Source organism: Paenibacillus sp. DRB1-1 (assembly GCF_052119485.1).
Lineage (GTDB): Bacteria > Bacillota > Bacilli > Paenibacillales > Paenibacillaceae > Paenibacillus > Paenibacillus polymyxa_B.
The window spans coordinates 2,589,847-2,608,221 of sequence record NZ_JBODQH010000001.1 but is presented as its reverse complement, the minus strand read 5'-3'; the positions used below and the strand labels follow the sequence as shown (position 1 = coordinate 2,608,221).

Annotated in this window: 15 protein-coding genes and 1 pseudogene; 6 read left to right on the top strand and 10 right to left on the bottom strand. The window is 41.7% G+C overall.

Translation table 11 applies throughout. From position 1 onward, the window contains the following. Nucleotides 1–7 precede the first annotated feature (7 nt). Complete coding sequence (locus ACQW03_RS11535) at nucleotides 8–940, bottom strand: ABC transporter permease (protein WP_076292897.1); 933 nt, start codon at nucleotides 938–940, stop codon at nucleotides 8–10. Between the two features lie 856 nt (nucleotides 941–1,796). Beyond that, nucleotides 1,797–3,536 (bottom strand): ABC-F family ATP-binding cassette domain-containing protein, encoded by a 1,740-nt coding sequence (locus ACQW03_RS11530; protein ID WP_076292898.1) that lies wholly within the window; start codon nucleotides 3,534–3,536, stop codon nucleotides 1,797–1,799. Nucleotides 3,537–4,123: 587 nt separating this feature from the next. On the opposite strand from ACQW03_RS11530, the gene ACQW03_RS11525 reads away from it, so the two are divergent. Beyond that, nucleotides 4,124–4,276, top strand: coding sequence for a hypothetical protein (locus ACQW03_RS11525; RefSeq protein WP_179085898.1), 153 nt, complete (start codon nucleotides 4,124–4,126; stop codon nucleotides 4,274–4,276). Between the two features lie 332 nt (nucleotides 4,277–4,608). On the opposite strand, the gene ACQW03_RS11520 is transcribed toward ACQW03_RS11525, so the two are convergent. After that, complete coding sequence (locus ACQW03_RS11520; protein ID WP_076292899.1) at nucleotides 4,609–5,607, bottom strand: helix-turn-helix transcriptional regulator; 999 nt, start codon at nucleotides 5,605–5,607, stop codon at nucleotides 4,609–4,611. A gap of 862 nt (nucleotides 5,608–6,469) precedes the next feature. After that, nucleotides 6,470–7,414, bottom strand: a complete 945-nt coding sequence (locus ACQW03_RS11515) for an alpha/beta fold hydrolase (protein WP_076292900.1) — start codon at nucleotides 7,412–7,414, stop codon at nucleotides 6,470–6,472. A 100-nt stretch (nucleotides 7,415–7,514) separates the two neighbouring features. On the opposite strand from ACQW03_RS11515, the gene ACQW03_RS11510 reads away from it, so the two are divergent. Beyond that, on the top strand, nucleotides 7,515–8,426 hold the full coding sequence (locus ACQW03_RS11510; protein WP_076292901.1) for a helix-turn-helix transcriptional regulator: 912 nt from the start codon (nucleotides 7,515–7,517) through the stop codon (nucleotides 8,424–8,426). A 242-nt stretch (nucleotides 8,427–8,668) separates the two neighbouring features. Here ACQW03_RS11510 and ACQW03_RS11505 read toward each other — a convergent pair whose 3' ends face one another. The 3 genes and pseudogenes from ACQW03_RS11505 to ACQW03_RS11495 form a co-directional block, all read right to left on the bottom strand. Next, a complete protein-coding gene (locus tag ACQW03_RS11505) occupies nucleotides 8,669–9,214 on the bottom strand; it encodes a 50S ribosomal protein L25 (protein WP_220030513.1) in 546 nt (181 codons plus the stop codon). A gap of 509 nt (nucleotides 9,215–9,723) precedes the next feature. Then, nucleotides 9,724–10,599, bottom strand: a complete 876-nt coding sequence (locus tag ACQW03_RS11500) for an AraC family transcriptional regulator (protein ID WP_441952374.1) — start codon at nucleotides 10,597–10,599, stop codon at nucleotides 9,724–9,726. 206 nt (nucleotides 10,600–10,805) lie between these two features. Beyond that, nucleotides 10,806–11,653, bottom strand: a pseudogene (locus ACQW03_RS11495) (AraC family transcriptional regulator). A 361-nt stretch (nucleotides 11,654–12,014) separates the two neighbouring features. On the opposite strand from ACQW03_RS11495, the gene ACQW03_RS11490 reads away from it, so the two are divergent. Both ACQW03_RS11490 and ACQW03_RS11485 read left to right on the top strand, forming a co-directional pair. After that, entirely contained in the window at nucleotides 12,015–12,989 is a 975-nt protein-coding gene (locus ACQW03_RS11490; RefSeq protein WP_441949734.1) for a YndJ family transporter, read from the top strand. A gap of 164 nt (nucleotides 12,990–13,153) precedes the next feature. Further along, entirely contained in the window at nucleotides 13,154–15,199 is a 2,046-nt protein-coding gene (locus ACQW03_RS11485; RefSeq protein ID WP_441949732.1) for a right-handed parallel beta-helix repeat-containing protein, read from the top strand. 172 nt (nucleotides 15,200–15,371) lie between these two features. Here ACQW03_RS11485 and rlmH read toward each other — a convergent pair whose 3' ends face one another. Then, nucleotides 15,372–15,851, bottom strand: a complete 480-nt coding sequence (gene rlmH / locus ACQW03_RS11480; protein ID WP_013312768.1) for a 23S rRNA (pseudouridine(1915)-N(3))-methyltransferase RlmH — start codon at nucleotides 15,849–15,851, stop codon at nucleotides 15,372–15,374. Between the two features lie 161 nt (nucleotides 15,852–16,012). Beyond that, nucleotides 16,013–16,864 carry a DNA-binding protein gene (locus tag ACQW03_RS11475; RefSeq protein ID WP_441949730.1) on the bottom strand — a complete coding sequence of 284 codons (852 nt, stop codon included), beginning with the start codon at nucleotides 16,862–16,864 and terminating at the stop codon, nucleotides 16,013–16,015. 165 nt (nucleotides 16,865–17,029) lie between these two features. On the opposite strand from ACQW03_RS11475, the gene ACQW03_RS11470 reads away from it, so the two are divergent. After that, a complete protein-coding gene (locus ACQW03_RS11470) occupies nucleotides 17,030–17,374 on the top strand; it encodes a helix-turn-helix domain-containing protein (protein WP_076292906.1) in 345 nt (114 codons plus the stop codon). A 62-nt stretch (nucleotides 17,375–17,436) separates the two neighbouring features. Beyond that, on the top strand, nucleotides 17,437–17,781 hold the full coding sequence (locus ACQW03_RS11465; RefSeq protein ID WP_076292907.1) for a helix-turn-helix domain-containing protein: 345 nt from the start codon (nucleotides 17,437–17,439) through the stop codon (nucleotides 17,779–17,781). Between the two features lie 82 nt (nucleotides 17,782–17,863). Here ACQW03_RS11465 and ACQW03_RS11460 read toward each other — a convergent pair whose 3' ends face one another. Beyond that, entirely contained in the window at nucleotides 17,864–18,352 is a 489-nt protein-coding gene (locus ACQW03_RS11460) for a DinB family protein (RefSeq protein WP_071644116.1), read from the bottom strand. Nucleotides 18,353–18,375: the final 23 nt, after the last annotated feature.

Below are 18,375 nucleotides of genomic sequence, written 5' to 3'. Positions count from 1 at the left end.
TACCTCCTTAGAACATAGCGTTATCTTTGTTGATTTTTCTAACAATATAGTTGGATATAAATACAAGCACACAGCCTACAATCGACTGATACAAACCTGCAGCAGAGGACATTCCAATGTCTCCTAGTGTCATTAAAGAACGGTACACATAAGTATCAATAACGTTCGTAGTTGATTGCAATGCCCCTGCATTTAACGGTACTTGATAAAATAGTCCAAAGTCAGAATAAAAAATTCTACCAATTTGAAGTAAAGTCATAATCGTGACAACAGGCATTAAAAGTGGAATTGTAATCGTGCGAATTTGTTGCCAGGTTGTTGCACCATCTAATTTTGCCGCCTCATAGTATTCATTGTCGATACCAACAATAGTGGCTAAAAAGATAACACATAGATAGCCGGCACTTTTCCATATGTGCACGATAGTTAAAATGTAAGGCCAATATTTTGCCTCGCTATACCATGAAATATCTGATATGCCAAGCCAAGGTAAAATAGTTTTGTTAATAAACCCAGTTTCAAGACTAAGTAGTGCAAATACGAGATAACCCACGATAATCATCGAAATTAAATAAGGCATAAGTATGGCGGTTTGATAAAAACGTGACATAAAGCGGTTTTTAATTTCGTTTAAAAAAATAGCAATACTTACGCCAACAATAAGGTTTAATATAATAAAGCCGCCATTGTACAGAATAGTATTTCGTGTAATGATGTAAGCATCCGTTGTTTTAAAAAGATATTCAAAGTTTTCAAGTCCGATCCATTCACTTCTAAAAATGCCTTGTGAGTAGTTGTAATCTTTAAAGGCAATGATAATGCCAAATAGAGGTAAATAATTGTTAATAATCAAATATGCAAGTCCAGGCACCATCATCAGAAAAAGCACAAAGTATTTTTTCGTTTTGTTCATTCGCTTTTGAAATGCAAGCTGAGTCATGAAACAAATCCTTCCCTCTTTGTTGTAGTAAGTCAGTAGTATCACAGAAAGGTTTACCAGAAGTAACTAGGTGCTTACCGCAAGTAAACATCTTGATTATAAAACAGCTTTATTAATACTAAATTAACTACGTGTTAAGTACGTGTAAATATAGTAGTTTCCTAACTTGCTCTTGTTCTCATAAAAAAAACACCTTCAAGATCATATCTTACGACATGATCTTGAAGGTGTTTTGATGAGTTTCACGTTTTGGGGGGCAGTCCCCGTTCACTTTGCAAGTCCTTAAGTATCCCCTGATAAACGGGCGAACTGCCCATCGTTTGACATGACTACATAATCGCTAACTAAGCTACTATTATTGGCTGATTTCAACCAATTTTTGTACAAGATCCTCGACCAGTGCCAACTCAGATAAAAAATCTTTATAAAATGCCAGGTCAGGTTGGATTGGAGGGTAAAAAACGATAATATCTCCATGGTTCAGATCGGTTAATGAGCCTCGCTTTCAATTAGCCCTATAGACCTTACTCAGTCAATATAACCTATGTGCACCAACATCTGTTTTGTTCATGCTGCCGTACCTTTCCCCGAAAGAATATTTTATACTAGACTTGCTGCTATCAGGCTTCAGTGAAATAAAATAAAAGCGCCCCAAGTGAACCACTGACCACGGCAAGAGCTACCAAGAAATCAATGCAGTAAAAAGACACTGAGATTCTATTCATCAGTGTCTTTTTTATTGATACTTTTCCACCAACATCATGTTTCATCGTTGAACTCGAACTAATTCACTTTAGCCCTATTCGCTGTAACTGACTTCACTTTCTTGTAATCATTTCAATCAGAGAGTTGTAATTTAAAGCAACTTAATCAGCTCTTCTAGCTCATCAACCAATACTTTTGCAAGTTCAAAATCAGTATCTTTTAAAGCCAATTCTATTTTCATTTCAACTGATTTTTTCTTTTGTTCAGTTTCTAAATAGTCTCTATCAAAATGACTAGCATAAATCATCTGTCTAAATTTTCGCATACTCATTTTTCTAATCGTCTTATCGTCAATGATTAAAACATAATCCATACCATTTACAACAGAATAGAAATCGTGAGAAATCATGAGAATCGCACCCTTATAGTCTTCTATGGCTTTCTCCAGTGCTATCTGTGTATATACGTCTAAATGGCTTGTCGGTTCATCCAGAAGCAATACGTTTGCTTTACTGGCAGATACTTTAGCCAGTTGAAGCATGTTTTTTTCTCCACCGGATAAAGATTGAATCTTTTGATCGAGGATTTCTCCTTCAAAGCCATAGTTTGAAAGATACGATCTAACTTCATCATAAGTTGTAAACCCGGCATCGATGAATTCGTTTAGTATTGTATTAGAATCCTTTAGCATTTCACCTTGAATCTGAGATAAATAAGCCACTTTAACATCAGCATTTATTTCAATTGAATCATGATTATTTTTAAAGATTTCTCGGAGTAAAGTCGTTTTCCCGGTACCGTTTGAACCGATAATGGCTACTTTATCTGTAGATTTTATCTCAAAGTTAACATTGTCTAAAAGCAAATCATCAAAGGCAACACTATAATTATTGACATTCACAACAATGGTGTCTTCAATTTCATTATCAATACCAAAACTAATATTCGGTTGCTTAATATCAACAAATGGCGCTTTAATTCTACGCGCTTCCAATCTTTCTTGAAACTTAACTCTAGCTTTTAACGCTCTACCTCTAGATTCTTCTGCATTATAAGTTGCGATAGCTCTAAGATTATTGATTATGTTCTCGTTTCTCTCAATTTCTTCATCTTCAGCGATTGTGAGTTCCTGTAACTCAATTTTAGTCTGAAGTAATGAGAAGTTATAATCAATATATCGCCCATCAAACTCTTGGATCTCCGTGTTTTCAAGGTGTATAATTTTGTTGAAACAATGATTCAATAGATATCGGTTGTGTGTAACAACTAGCAGCATTCCTTTATGGGAATTAATAAGTTTTTTAAGCGCATTTAGGTTTTCAAAGTCTAAAAATACATCAGGTTCGTCCATAATCATTAAGTCTGGACTACTCAGCATTTCCTTCATCACTTGAATAAGCTTGAATTCCCCGCCACTTAGGTCGGATACCCTAACATTTTTTAGCTTCATGAGGTTGGCTAGATTTAGTTTCTTATTAATGTTGCTTTCAAAATCATCCCCACCCATTGAATACAGTGCGTCTAAAGCTGATTGATACTTTTCCAGTAACGAATCTATATCCGATGAGGTTTCCATTTCCATACAAATCGATGTTATTTCATTTTGTATCTTAGTAAATTCTTCTACCATATATTCAAAAACGGTTATTTCTTTAGTATTGTCTACTTGCGAGAACTGACTGACATACCCGATTCTGCAAGTTGGGTCTATCTCTAACTTGCCATCGAACAAATATCTTTCTGGATCTATCAGTATATCGATCAACGTACTTTTCCCACTGCCACTTGTTCCTATAAAAGCACAATGTTGGGCCTCTTCAAGTGTAAATGAAATATTTTTATAGAGTTCTTTTTGCGGAAATGAGAAGGACACGTTATTAACTTTTATCATACTGTTACCTTTCTTGATAGCTAAAATGGTTACTATTATTAGATGTATTGCAGAACATAGATTTTGAGTTTACCGTTGTTAGAGTAACACTGTTTACCACCAAGTTCAATCCATTTGTAGCCCTTACCCTCACTTCCAAATTTTAATACTTTCTGTAGAATGGTGGCTTGTTTGCCGATTTCATGCTGCGAAAGTTCAAACTTCACTGGAATGGCGCCGAGTCTTATGTTTATATCCTAAGCTCACTTTATATAATAAAAATACAATTTGACTTAAAGTCCACTTTAAGTCTTATCATTATATTGAAGAAATACAGCCACATTGGCTTATAGGGGTAACAGGTTACATCAGCGCATGGATTGCCAAATGTGAACTTTTACAAAGCAAACCTAGGTGAAACAGAAAATTGGCATGAAGTTTTAATTGAAGCGAAATGGATTTTTAATCAGGAAAGGCTTGTTCGACCACAATATGGTTTCAAAAACGATGGAAGAAAAAGCAACCTGGTCGTTTAACCAATCCATGAAAATACATCAAACATAATCATGACAACGATCCACCCAACGCATGTTATGGGACCCAGCTTTGTGACTTGGCACAATGATATGATTTATGCCATGCTTCGCGGCGATAGAGCTATAGCAGATTCGCAACTATATGGGGTTGATGTGCGCGACGCAGCGACAATGAACATTGCGTTGATGAAATCGACTGCAACTGTATACAACATCTCTCAGTAAATTATCCCAATTGAAATATCCGAAGGAAATATAATATTTATTGTATGACTAGTTTTGCCCTACTTGTGATACGGTTCACCGCGCTGACTATAACGGCAAGTTTAAAGGGCACCTCCAATAGGTGCCCTTTAAACTTATATTGCTTTCTAAAGCAGATAATCCAACTAATCATGCGGCTATATGGTTGCGGAGATAACACTACAGTTTGCTTATTTTCTTCATCAGCACATAGCACCAACCTTTTGCTTACCTGCTTAATCTGCTTTGACTGGCTTGGAGGTCATTATCTGTGAAGGAGCGGTGTCAGGATGCTATCAGATGTAGTAAAGCACCTATCGCATTGGGCAGGTGGTTTTTATTGAGTATAACTTCCGTACTGGCCTGATATACTTCAAAAACCGCTCCGGATCGTGATAAACGTAAATGATTCTCCCAGGGGAAGTATCAAAGCAGTAACCAGTGCCTGCAAAATCAAAAGTTGCCATTGCCCTTTCCATCTTTTCCTCTACTCTACGATTTTCCTGCTCATAATTGAATGGCCCATGTTCAAAAACAATATACTCGACTTCGGGAACATCAATCATAAGTATTTGTGGTGGTACTTCACCTTTATAATCAAAAGGAAGACGTACACCAAAACACTCTGTACGTGCAATACCCCAATCGCAGAGTCTGCCATCCGGGTCATTAATGTAAGCCATAATCTGACCGCTGCCGCCGTTAGATTCACTCCCGCCATCGTCATCCAATTTGCCCTTGATACTATCGAGTAAGCCGCAAATTGTTTCGCAGTCCTGTCCCGGAATAAGACTTTGCTTTTGCCAAAAATCCCAATACCCATTACTCTCATAGTTTTTAATGTGCAAAAATTTGTGTGCGGGAATGGTTACAAAATAAATGTTAACATCATCTGCAGATTTGATCATACCAATCTCTCCAAATCCGAAAAAGTAGCGGTCGAAAGAGTTTATTTTTGTACGAAGGGCGACAGGCATAGGCTTTTTTCGGTATTCACTTGGAGTTACACCATATGTTCCCTTGAAAGCCCTGGTAAAAGCTTCATGTGATGAAAAACCATAATCAAAAGCAATATCCAAAATGCTTCTTTCACTATCCCGAACCTCTTTTAGTGCAAAGGCTAATTTTCTATGCCGCAGATAATCCCTAAATTGCATACCCGATATTTCCTTGAATTTTCTCGTAGTATGAAATTCCGAATAACCTAACTTGCGAGAAAGAAATCGTAGCGTTATTACTTCACTGTTACGATTCTTAATACACTCGTCAATTTCATTAACGATTATTTGGATTTGCTTGTGCCACTCGTACATTCGACTGTTCACCTCGTTTCAACCACTCTATAGTCATTGTAGAGTAATGGAAATCGCATTTCTTGATTCTACTTGCGGAAAAGAGAGGATATTTTTTCCCTTAACTCGCCTTTGGATAATATCAACGTTATCTTCAATGACAATTCAAACGTTTTGGTCTACTTTTTCGGATTCTCATCATGAAGGTACCACTATTTCGTCTGTACCATATCAATTAAATTAGCCGAATCGTTAAGGAACACATGTTGAATCTCAGACACCTGAATCCTCATGTTACAGTCTCCTTATTCCTCTAGGCAACGCATATTTTATCATCCGAATAAGCTTTTGAAATCTCTGCAAGCTTTTCATTGAAAACTTGCCACTACTTATGATACGGTTCACCGTATCATCTCTAACGCGAAATCATTTGTTGTTTTTTCTATGTATTTTTAATAGCGCGAAATCAAGAAGCACCCTCTTAGGGTGCCCTTATTGTCCTTCTATGTTTTGCTTGCTAAGCGACTCTATTCAGCATCATCGCGGCTTGCACTGTGTCAGCCGGTAGATTGCTAAGAATGTTGTTATACAAGTATTGTACCGCCGTGCACCGCGTGCGGCGGGATCGAGCCCACTTCTATCCAAGCGACGAAGTACTCGGAGATCAGACCCATGAGCCTGATCATGCCCCTTGCCCTCCTTCAACACGCTGACCACACCGAACGCCGCCCGCATGGCTCACGACCGCCACACCATTAGAAGACACGTACTAGCCCAACCGGGGTTGCGGTGCCCAATCAGTCACCTCAAAGACGGTGGCCGCGTCTCATTCCACCCTCCGGTCAAGCCGTAGGGCAGGCTCAGCCTTGAAACGCTCTTGGGACTAGATGGCATTCTGCTGTTCCAGCCATCTCAAAATCGCTTGGTTTGTTTCTTCCGGCTTTTCTTCCTGGATCCAATGACCGCAATCCAGATTGACCACTTCCACATTGGGTACGAACTTTGTCAGGTTTTCAGACTTCGCAACCACATCCCGGTCGCCGTAGATCATGAGGGTCGGCTGCTGGATGATTGGGTTCACTTTCGCCAATAATCGCCAGTTGCGGTCAAGGTTCCTGTACCAATTTATGCTGCCCGTGAATCCTGATGTTTCAAAAGCGGAGACGTAAACGGCCAGCTCGCTTTCGCTCATTACGGGCTCACCGAGCGGTGTTTCTGCTCTGGCGAGATTGATCAACGCCATACCTGGCTCAGGTGCTCTGAGAGGCTCGTTCTTCCGGTACAGGTTGCGAAGGAACCTGTATGTATTGTCTTCGAATACGGCGTCCGCGACGCCTGGCTGTCGATTGAAGTGGACGAAATAGAAATCGCCGCCAAGTATTTCTTCCATGAACTCGATCCAGGGTTTGTCTCCGCGCTCTTGGTAAGGCAAGCTCAGATTTATCACTTTATTGACGCGGTTTGGATGCAACAAGGTCAGTCCCCAAACGACAAATGCACCCCAGTCATGACCGACAAAGGTAGCGTCCTCGTATCCATAGTGATCGAGAAGCGCGATGAGATCACCTGACAAGTGTTCAATGTCATAGTCTGTTACTTCGGTCGGACGGGATGAGTTGCTGTAACCCCGCTGGTTGGGGACGATGACATGGTAGCCCGCTGCGGCAAGGGCGGCCATCTGATGGCGCCAAGAAAAGGCATGCTCTGGCCAGCCGTGGCAGAGTACAATAGGTTTTCCTACGTTTTCTTGGCCTGCTTCAAACACTTCGAGTTCCACACCATTGACTGAAATAAGGGTGGGCTTGGGAAAATCGGTTGGATTAAACATTAAATCAAAACCTCCTTCTTGTGATACATGTAGTATAATGGATAAACGGTGACATCTTATTGTCACCGTTCTGAATTCATGTAGAAAAAAGAGGGCAATTATGGACAAAGTGGAGAGACTCATTTCGATTATCATGATATTGCTGAGTAAAGAGATTGTTTCTACAACGGAATTCTCACAACTATTCCATGTTTCCAAAAGAACGATCCTTCGCGATATGGAAACATTGAGCTTATGTAACATCCCGATCTACTCTGTCAATGGCGTCAAAGGCGGCTACGGCATAATGGACGAATACAAGGTCGATAAACGCCTTCTAAGCAGCTCCGATTTACAGAATATATTGGCTGCGCTCGGCGGATTGGAACAACTCCTCCTTACTGAAGAAGTGGAAAGAACGATAAAAAAAATAGAGGCAATGGTTAGTCCATTGTCTCTGAATCGTTCCATTCAACTGTCGTTTTATGATTGGGAAGGTCGGTCCGAGATTCTTGAAACCTTAAAGACATGTCAAGAATCCATATCAAAGAAAAGGCTGGTTTCGTTTGATTATACAGATAAAGACGGGGCTGTAACGGATAGAATGGTTGAGCCCTATGAGCTGCATTTTAGCGAATCGAGTTGGTACTTGAAAGGATTCTGTTTACATCGACAGGGATCTCGAACATTCAAGTTATCCCGGATCGATCATATTACTATGGATGAACGCGCGTTTCATCCTAGAAACGATTGGTCTGAGCAAGGACACGAAGCAAGTTATCTACCGCAATTCGTCACGATTAAGGCATGGATATCGCCTAGCATAAAAGATCAAATCATCGAAAGGTATGGTCGACGAAGTATTGAAGACCATGGTTCTGGACTTTTATTAGCAACCATATATGTCCCTCAAAATTATATGGGATTTCAACTTTTAGCAAGCTTTGGCACTCATCTAAAAGTTGTAGAGCCCAAAACCTATGTTGAAGACTTTCGAAATTATTTATATCAAATGGTGGAGAACTATTCCTGATAAAGGTCTCGTCTCGACATATATGACCAATTCCACATGAGTTAGGTCTTAACGCGCTTCTTAATAGATTTAGCATTGAAGCTTCAACCCTCAACTCAACTTTTCGCCATCACTTATGATACGGTTCAGCTTAACGGGCCTATCGGCGAAAAAAACAACCATTGACGACTTCAAGTCATCAATGGTTGTTTACATGGCTTTATTCATGCACAGAAGACCGCCGAATTACAGCCTCTATGTCATTAAGGTTTCGATACGGACACGAGAAGCTCGTTATCCCCAGAGATGACCGTCACTCCAGGCGGTAGGATTAGGTCCTTCACGAGGCGTGTATCTCCGATTTCCATCGCACTGATGTCCAGCTCAACGGTAGACGGTAGGTCCTTCGGGAGAGCCTCTACTTCAACATAAGGATCCTGGATTTGCACAACTCCGGCCAACTTCGTTCCGATCGGAGTACCTACGAACTTCACACCGAGCTTCGTACGAATGATCTCACCCGTCTGAACGAACTGAAAGTCGACATGTATAAGATCACGAGTTACCGGGTCTCGCTGAAGATCCTCCAGCAGTACCGTTATTGATCGGTCACCTTCCATCTGCAACTCAATAAAGCCAGATGCCTCTTTCTTCAACCATTTTTCAAATTGTTTAGTGGAAATATGAATGATTTCGTTATCTGCGTTTTTGCCGAACACAACCCCTGGCAAACGCCCCTTTTGACGTAAATTACGTAGTCCTGAAGAATTTAATCGCGGACGTCTTTCTGTATGAATACATGCATCCATTCTCTACCTCTCCTTTACATGAGTGATCTTCGCGCTGTAACAGCAGCCGTCGAATCTCCCCTGAACGGGGATCAATAGAGAAACATAGCATCCGGACCTCCATCATTTCAGATAGTAATACATTAAATGTAAAAACCCGCAAATATAGACGAAGGCACCCCACTCCGAGGAGTGGAATGCCTTTGGGTTCCATCCATCTAATATACCATGGATCGGCGGATATTGAAATGGCTGTAACGATAAGTTTTAAGACCATCCTTTTGGGATGGCCCTTCTTTTCTCTCGCTTTGTTCAATGATGTCTCTCGTTGCTAAACCATCAATATTAGACACTCCACATGCATCGAATGTGTATATTTAAGCTCCTAAATGGATATTTAACATCCATGCCTCAACCTTTAACACAACTTTCTGCTTTACCACTACTTGTGATAAGGCTCACCGGGATGGTTGAAGCGGAAAGTATCTTTAATATAATAAAGACCGCCATAATGGCGGCCTAAAATTAAATTACGACTTTCTTCTAACCGGAATCCATACTTCGCAAATCGATTCGGTGTGATCATCATTTACCCAATAGTACTTCTCCATACATGGTCCTTCAACTTGTTCAAAATTCGAGGATGGGAACCACTCCGAATAAATTCGTTTCCAGACGTTCAAGATTTCTAAACCGATCTCCATGTCTTCTGGAATCGATTCTCGACTATCGAACACCGCGTAGCTTTGATTAGGAATCTGAAGGATGTTTAGCCCATCCGGTACTCCTCTTCCTTCTGGCAACTCGAAACCCATCATATACCTCTTAGTGCCATCCTCGCTGAAATCAAAGTAATATCCATTTAACAGAGAACCCACAGGCCTGCCAACAGTCTCGTTAATCTGATCATGCGTGCCATTCTTCCAAATCAACTCCGTGAAAGCTGGTATCTCCATGAAAGGGTCTCTCTTGACGATGACGACCTTGCCGATTGCTGTTGAAGCCTTTTCCTCAACAACGCGATAGTTCATTTCTGTTTCTCCTTTAATCTGAATTTGAAAGGAGATTCGAGGAAACGCTTTGAGCTTCACATTCTTTTTCTTTGCCGCAAGTGGCGTTACGCCATGCATCCGTTGAAATGCTTTGGTAAATGCTTCAGGACTTTCGTAACCATATTTCAGCGCAATATCAATGACCTTACTATCTGATCCGACCAGATCTTCCGCCGCAAGCGTGAGCCTTCGGTTACGCATATACACTGTCACCGTAAAGCCCGTCAATGCATGGAATATCCGCTGAAAATGGTACTTCGAAGACATCGCGGACCTTGCGATATCATCGATCTCAATATTCGATTGCAAATTCTCTTCTACGTAATCTATCGCCTGCCGAAGCAACTGAAGCATTTCCACTCGCTCTCATCTCCTTTCATTATTCAGTCTAGAAGAACGGCTGAAGGAATTCCTGTTCGAAAGTGCTTCGTTTTGTCTGAAAAACTTGCCTCTACTGATGATACGGTTCACCGCGCTGTCTGTAACAGCAAGTTTAGGGCCACCCTTTGTGGGATGACCCTTTCGCTTTGTTCAACTATCGTAATCCATTAGGACAACCGTTACTTTTTCTTTACTGGTATCCAGATCTCACCCTGTGTATGCCCTGGCATTCCATAGTACATTTCGAATTGAGGACCCTGAACCTGCTCGTATCCAGATGTCGGGAACCACTCGGTATATATTCGTTCCCATAGTTTTGCAGATCACATTGCGGCTCCGGGAAAATAGCCCATGTTAAAGCTGGGACAGAAAGCTTTGTAAGTCTCTCCGGAATTTCAAGTCCCTTCGGTAAATGATAGCATACCATGTACTTGAATGATTCTCCCGTATGGTCATATAAGGCAGCGTGCAACACGGTATTACCAAACCGCCCTAGCAGCTCGTTCATTAGATCCACACTGCCGTCGTCATCACATTGTTTACGGAACTGAGGAACATCAGTAAATGCCGTTTGCAAATCCTGACTAACATGACCATAAACGCCGAACATGTCAAAAGCCCCTCTTTGTTCAATCCTGTAATTCATCTCGACATCTCCTTTTATTGAGATATGAAAGGACATTCGAGGATAGGCTTTCAAGGAAACGCCTTGATCGCGCGCAGATATCGGCATAATCCCATGGAGATTCTTGAACGCCCGTGCGAACGCTTCCGGCGATTGGTATCCATATTTCATGGCTACATCGATCACCCTTGCATCGGTTGTCTGCAGTTCAAAAGCCGCCAATGTCAATCGTCGACGTCGGATATACTCGGATAACGTGATTCCGGTAATGAACGGAAACATTCGTTGATAATGATACGTAGAGCAACAGGCGATCTGCGCTATGTCATCATATGAGATATTGTCCGCCAAATTCGTTTCGATATAATCCATGGCGCTTGTCATCCTCTCCAACCAATCCATCGTTCTCCCTCCCTTCGAGTTACATACTATCGCAACTAAAAATGACTTGCCGTGCATTTCCTGCACGAAATTGTCAGCATCGTTCTGTGACCCACAAAAAGCTCGCGAAATCCCGTTTGTACCTACTTTCCACCAAGTATGGCTCATCCTGAACCCATGTCTGGTAAAGCGCCTTTCCAAGACTGCTGCGGGATTTTCCGAAAAGACTTGCCGCTACTTGTGGTACGGTTCGGTGTAACAGGCCTATCGGCAAATAACTGTGTTAAACTACTAAAAAGAGAATCGCCTATCTATCATAAAGAATGCTTCACAACCGGATATAGGTAGGTATAACGCCAAGCATAGTTAGAAAGGAGCTGCCATGCGTAATTTCCTGAAACAAATGATGAAATCATTACTAGTACCAACGATTCCAGGTGGAATCATGATCATTCTAATATTTTCTCTTGATTATTTCCAATTCGAACTTGTTGAAAAATTTCTACTGTTTGCGGCTTTCGTCATTGTACCTCTGGTTATTTTACTTTTGAAACATGACGAAAAGAATAACCATCAACGGATGATTTATGCTGCTATGAAGCTGTTTCAATTTCCCGCAGCGCTTCTTACTCAGGCCTCTGTAATGAGCAGTAAGGCGTGGGGGTTAGAAGGTACGGCTATACCGGGGACTCTCTCCCTTGGTTGGCTACTGTTCACCTTGCTGCTTTGCATTTATGGGATAGCCACTATAGGGATACATAAGAGAAAAATAGCGGAAATTGCGATTGGCGCAGGGCTCGTTTATTTTTTTATCGGAGGCATTTGGTTCACCTTATATCAGTATCAATTTAACCTCTTCCAAGCTAATCCTGCAACACACGCATTAAGCTCGGTCCACTTTCATTTTTCATCTGCTATCGTTCCGATTTTTATTGGCATGCTCGGACGGATCATGACGAAGAAAAGCTGGTATCCCTGGGTCGTCGCCATCGATATTATCGGACCCATATTGATCGCTATCGGTATGATTTTCTCCAAGCCAATGGAGTACATTGGTGTCACTTTGTTTGCTTGTAATATTGTGATTTACACCACTTATCTCCTTACTTACTTGAAGAGAAACTCTTTATACAAAAAGGCAACCTTCTTTTTAGTTCTTTCTTGCTTGGCCTTTTACACGGTTGTCGTCCTCTCCATTTTCTATCCGTTGCTGAAAAACATGTTTTCCTTAACCATACTTGATTTCATTCCCGTTTACGGATCGCTGCATGCGTTTGGATTTGTTTTATGTGGACTAATCGGGTGGGTGTACATGGTAGACTCTCTTAAGGAAAAAAAGCTTTACAACTATCAGTAACTTTATAGGCGTTGCAGAAATAACGTCACCGAGTGCTTGTTCATAAAACATCCATCTTCCGATCTCTCCCATTATATTTATTTTCTAGTATAATAACTGAATACAACAATAATTTTAAAATTAGCCTGCCTTCAGCTTGTAAGGAACTCTTACGACTTTGTAAGGTGGGAAGGAGGAGAGTTGTTACGGAATATCATGTATCCATACATGGGAATGATCAGCATAAAGGAACAGCAGATCAACCCCTTCGTACAATATCACGCGCTGCGGCTCATGCCATGGCTGGTGATTCAGTCATTGTTCATGCGGGAGTATACAGGGAATGGGTTAACCCGGCTAATGGAGGAACAGCGGAGCATAGAATCATATATCGATCCGCAGGAGACGGGGAAGTAGTAATTACAGGAGCCGAACGGATTACCAACTGGAAGTCTGAAGGAGACCATGTTTGGAGCACAGAAGTGCTCAACTCTATCTTTTCCGTTCGTAATCCCTTTGAGGTGGAGCTCAGTGGAGACTGGTTGTTTGACGGGCCCTTCCCGGTTCATCTCGGTGATGTATATTTGGATGGAAAATCATTGTATGAATGCGATAGTTTTGAAAGCGTTCACAATCCTGAACTTTGGCCCGAAGCTAAATATCCCAAGGATTCACTGTTAAAATGGTATGCCGAGGTTGGTTCTACGACAACAAAAATCTGGGCCAATTTTGGCGAAAAAGATCCTCGTAAGGAAAATGTAGAAATTAATGTACGTCCTTATTGCTTCTGGCCTGAGAAACCAGGACTTAACTATATCACCGTAAGTGGCTTCACACTTCGTCAAGCCTCTCCTCAATGGGCGCCGCCTACTGACTATCAGGAAGGTTTGATTGGACCTCACTGGAGCAAGGGCTGGATTATTGAAAACAATATGATCAGTGAATCCAAATGCGTTGGGATTAGCCTGGGTACCGAAATCGGTACAGGTCACAGCAAGTCTTTGGAGAAGCATAGTAAAGGCGGTACTCAACGTGAGCAGGAGGTTATTTTACGAGCATTACGCTCCGGCTGGCATAAGGATAGCGTCGGCAGTCACATCGTTCGAGGTAATGTGATTCATGATTGCGAACAGGCAGGTATTGTGGGTCATATGGGAGTAGCCTTCAGCCGCATATATCAGAACCGTATTTACAATATTCACCACAAGCGGCTCAGACACGGTGCCGAAGTAGCGGGAATTAAACTGCATGCTTCACTGGATACTCAAATTAGTGAAAATATAATCTATAGCTGTTACCGTGCGCTTTGGCTTGACTGGCAAGCACAGGGCACCCGCATCAGCAGCAATGTATTTTTGGACAACCTTTCTGAGGACCTCTTCGTTGAGGTTTGCCATGGTCCGTATATGGTCGATCATAATCTATTTCTCTCTCCCATGAATTTCAGAAATATGGCACAGGGCGGGGCATTTGCTCATAATTTGTTTGTAGGTAGATTTGTAGTTCGTTCCGAGATTACCCGTATTACGCCATATCACTTCCCTCACGAGACGGCAATGGCGGGATACTCCAATATCACTGGTGGCGATGACAGATACTACAACAATATCTTTTTGGGTGATAATGACGCTCATAAGGAACCTGTTCCAATAACCTTCTTTGAGCATCTTCCACTTAAACCAAGGGATGAGGCTGGAGAGGACGGGAAAACTGTCATGGATGGTGTTCCGGACAATTCCATTTGCTATCTGCATGCTGTGGGACTTGGCAGCTACGATAAACATCCTGATGTAAAAGATAAGAAATGGTGGGAATACACCAAAGAGGAGCTTATGGAGCTTGGCGATGCCGCGAAGGATTTCTTTATAGGAAATGCAGTTCTTCCGGTAGCTATGGGTGGTAATTTATTTCTTAACCATGCGGTTCCAAGTCGTCACGAATCCGACGCGAAGATATACACACAGAAGGGCATAAAAGTTGAGGTTAATCCTGCGCAAGGTAGGGTGCACATTCAGATCAATGAGCCCGAATTGCTTCGGGGAACCTCTGCAATGTTGGTTACCACTGACCTGCTTGGAAAGACGTATCACGCCGATATGAAGTATGAGGAACCAGACAGCACTCCATATCATTTTGACTCCGACTTTTTCGGAATAAAGAGGCCCGATGCAGATGTCACACCTGGTCCGTTTGAATTAACCGAAAATGGTACCATTGATTTTGAAATTTAGTTTATTATTGAGGATCCAGTCATTTTAGGTGATTGGATCTTTTTCGTGTGTAAAGCCTCTACTCCGCTAATCGGGATAGAGGCTTTAATTGGTGAACGCGAGAAATAACAGGATCCCTAACTGCTCTGTTTTCTTTGGGGTGAGCTCTGTTTTCATCAAAAAAATTTTCGTCCTACTTGTGGTATGGTTCCCCCCGATTAATCTTCACCGCCCGATAAATCTGTTCTACCAGCACCAACCGCATCAGCTGATGTGGCAAGGTCATTCTTCCGAAGCTCAGCTTCTGTTGGGCACGGCGGAGGACTTCGTCAGAGAGACCGTGGCTACCGCCAATGACGAAGACAACATGGCTTGTACCGTAGGTGCCGAGCTTGTCCAATTCCTCTGCGAGTTCTTCCGAGCTCCACAGTTTGCCGTCGATGGCGAGTACAATGACGTGTGCTTCGCTTTTCACATGAGCAAGGATACGCTCTCCTTCCCGCTCCTTGACCTGTCGGACTTCCGCTTCGCTCAGTGTGTCAGGAGCCTTTTCATCGGCTACTTCGATCATTTGAAACTTAATGTACGGGCCCAGCCGTTTAGCGTATTCCTGAATTCCCATGACCAAATACTTCTCTTTTAACTTGCCAACACCTATAAGCTGAATAAACAAATTCCATACCCCTATCTATGTCGAATGATAACGTAAAATCGCATTTACGATCCCTAACTTAAAAACATACCTGTAACATAGTTATTTTAGCACCTGAAACGTCTCTTACCTATCTATTTCCTCTCCGTTAAGAGCCTATCCCCTGTTCAGACCATAGCGGATCATTCATTTACGCTCTTCACAATGAAATGCCTATCCGTTTCGTATTCATCAAGACACTGCATTAGCATCTGCTGATATCCGCTGATTTGTTCCGCTGTCGCTGACTCCCGCAATGATTCGAACAATGCTGTACATTTCTTGAAATTACGATCATTACCCGACTGATCAGCTAGTTGCATCGCCTGCAAAGTAAGCCCCACTGCATCCTGTAATCTATCGTACTCCTGATAGTACAAAGCCAAATGATAGCAGTAGCTATAATAGTAAGATACGTTCTCTGCGTCTTCATAACTCTCAAATTCATCAATCTGCTCTGCAAACGTATGTAAAATATCTGCCACATCCAAATGATACATAAGCGCTGCCTGTAATATGGTATTCAGCCCCGGTAATATTTCCTCTAGATTATCTTGCAAAAAGGCTGCGTATTCCTCAACAAGACCTATATTTCCAGACAAAATATCCACTGCATATAAATTAGTTTTAGCTAAAAACCTGAATTCCTCCACAACCTGATTGTCTTCTTCCTTTAGATCCTCCATCCACCCCAGCTCAGCATACTTATAGATGCACTCCCTTGCCTGCTCATATGCACCCTGGTTCTGGTGAGCCATTCCACACATCAGGTGACTGAGCCCAAAATAATATACCAACGGACGTTCTAAATTGACATGCGGGATGGGTAAATTCATTGCTTTATGATACTGCCGTTCTTCATAGATGCGCTGTACACATTGGTATAAAATATCTGCCGTCTCCATCACCTTTTTCCAATTTTCAAAAGCCACAGCCATCTCTAACATTTCAACAATGATGTCCGGTTTGAGTGATTTCAGGATAGAAGTTCTCAAGAGTAGCCCCTCCTTGTATTTCCATTCATAACCAATTGTATAGAAAGTGAAAAAGGAGGTCAATGTAAATAGTACTTAAAAGTACAGTTTTATATGTATTTATTTTGCATAAAATGGTCTGTAACGATATTCTCTCCTCTTCTAACCTTAAGTGGAGGTGATTACATGAGTTTACCAGAAAGTGTCGGAAACCGAATACGAGAACTAAGAAAAGCTAAAGGCTGGACACAGGAACAACTGGCAGAAGCAGCAGGACTTCATTACAGCTATATTGGCGGAGTAGAACGTGGAGATCGAAATATTTCCTTGGAGACGTTGGAAAAAATAATTCTAGCATTAAAAGTTCCACCCTTTGAACTTTTTCAATTCGATGAAAATACAGATCGAAAACAAATCATAAATGAACTTATGTTACTCATAAATTCAAGAGAAACAACAGAGCTCGAAATTCTTACTACTATAACAAAAAATATTGTTAGTTTAGTTGAGTTACAACATAAAAAGGATTGAACAAATCTCTTCTACCTGACTTTTGCACTTCTTCTTCCATAAGCTTGTTATGAGGTGGTTATATGACAAAATTACGGAATTCGGTTGGAGAAAGAATTAGAACGATTCGGAAGGCTAAGGGATTAACTCAGCAACAACTTGCGGAACTTTCAGGATTAGATGATGCATATATTGGATCGGTAGAGCGTGGCGAAAGAAACTTTTCGATTGATACCTTGGAGAAAGTGTTAACCGCCTTAAACGTGTCTATCAGTGAATTGATGTTTTCCAAAGAACATATGACTACAGACGAAACGATTCGGCAAGAGGCGGTAGATGAATTTGTTGCGTTGACCAGCAGATTGAATGAGGAGCAAATCGGCATTCTCAGACGAGTTAGTAAAGAAGTTTCACGCGCGTTCGAGTAAGCCACACCACCCTAAAAAAGCCTTAAATGAAACCAAAAAAGAGCACCTCACAGGTGCCCTCCATAAATCTTCACAAACATACTCAAGCGTACAACATAAAAAAGCTCACTTCATGTCCCAGTTGCTTTAGATAATTATAAATCTGCGAGCGATGATGGAATACGTGGGTCAAGGTCTCAATCTGCCATTGAACCTGTAAATGTCCGTGCTCCATATAGAAAGCCTTCGTCGAACGGTTCAGATAATCGTCTTCGCTAAGCGAAAGAATGTAAGCCTTATAAGCCTCAAAATTCTGCCTGAAAGTCGCAGCCAAGCGCTCAGGATCTTCCACCCCGGACAGACTGTTTTCAATGCTTCCCACTTCACCCTCAGACTTCTCCTGCATTATCGCAAGATCCGAAGCTGGAATAAGCACAAAGTGATGCACTAACTCCAGCAGCGAACGGAAATTATCCTGTGGACGAAAGCTCCAATCCTCTGGACGAATTTTACGGATCAAGGCTTCCCCCGTCCGTACTCCGGTCTCCAGCTCATTCAGCAAATGATCGCGAACTTGCAGTGTTCCACTCATATTCACATCTCTCCTTTGCCATT

Excerpts from the sequence above, each read along its gene's own strand:
- ACQW03_RS11515 (WP_076292900.1), bottom strand. The coding sequence starts at position 7,414 with ATGTTTAATCCAACCGATTTTCCCAAGCCCACCCTTATTTCAGTCAAT.
- ACQW03_RS11530 (WP_076292898.1), bottom strand. The coding sequence starts at position 3,536 with ATGATAAAAGTTAATAACGTGTCCTTCTCATTTCCGCAAAAAGAACTC.
- ACQW03_RS11470 (WP_076292906.1), top strand. The coding sequence starts at position 17,030 with ATGAGTTTACCAGAAAGTGTCGGAAACCGAATACGAGAACTAAGAAAA.
- ACQW03_RS11500 (WP_441952374.1), bottom strand. The coding sequence starts at position 10,599 with ATGCTTCAGTTGCTTCGGCAGGCGATAGATTACGTAGAAGAGAATTTG.
- ACQW03_RS11460 (WP_071644116.1), bottom strand. The coding sequence starts at position 18,352 with ATGAGTGGAACACTGCAAGTTCGCGATCATTTGCTGAATGAGCTGGAG.
- ACQW03_RS11510 (WP_076292901.1), top strand. The coding sequence starts at position 7,515 with ATGGACAAAGTGGAGAGACTCATTTCGATTATCATGATATTGCTGAGT.
- ACQW03_RS11490 (WP_441949734.1), top strand. The coding sequence starts at position 12,015 with ATGCGTAATTTCCTGAAACAAATGATGAAATCATTACTAGTACCAACG.
- ACQW03_RS11520 (WP_076292899.1), bottom strand. The coding sequence starts at position 5,607 with ATGTACGAGTGGCACAAGCAAATCCAAATAATCGTTAATGAAATTGAC.
- ACQW03_RS11505 (WP_220030513.1), bottom strand. The coding sequence starts at position 9,214 with ATGGATGCATGTATTCATACAGAAAGACGTCCGCGATTAAATTCTTCA.
- ACQW03_RS11465 (WP_076292907.1), top strand. The coding sequence starts at position 17,437 with ATGACAAAATTACGGAATTCGGTTGGAGAAAGAATTAGAACGATTCGG.
- ACQW03_RS11535 (WP_076292897.1), bottom strand. The coding sequence starts at position 940 with ATGACTCAGCTTGCATTTCAAAAGCGAATGAACAAAACGAAAAAATAC.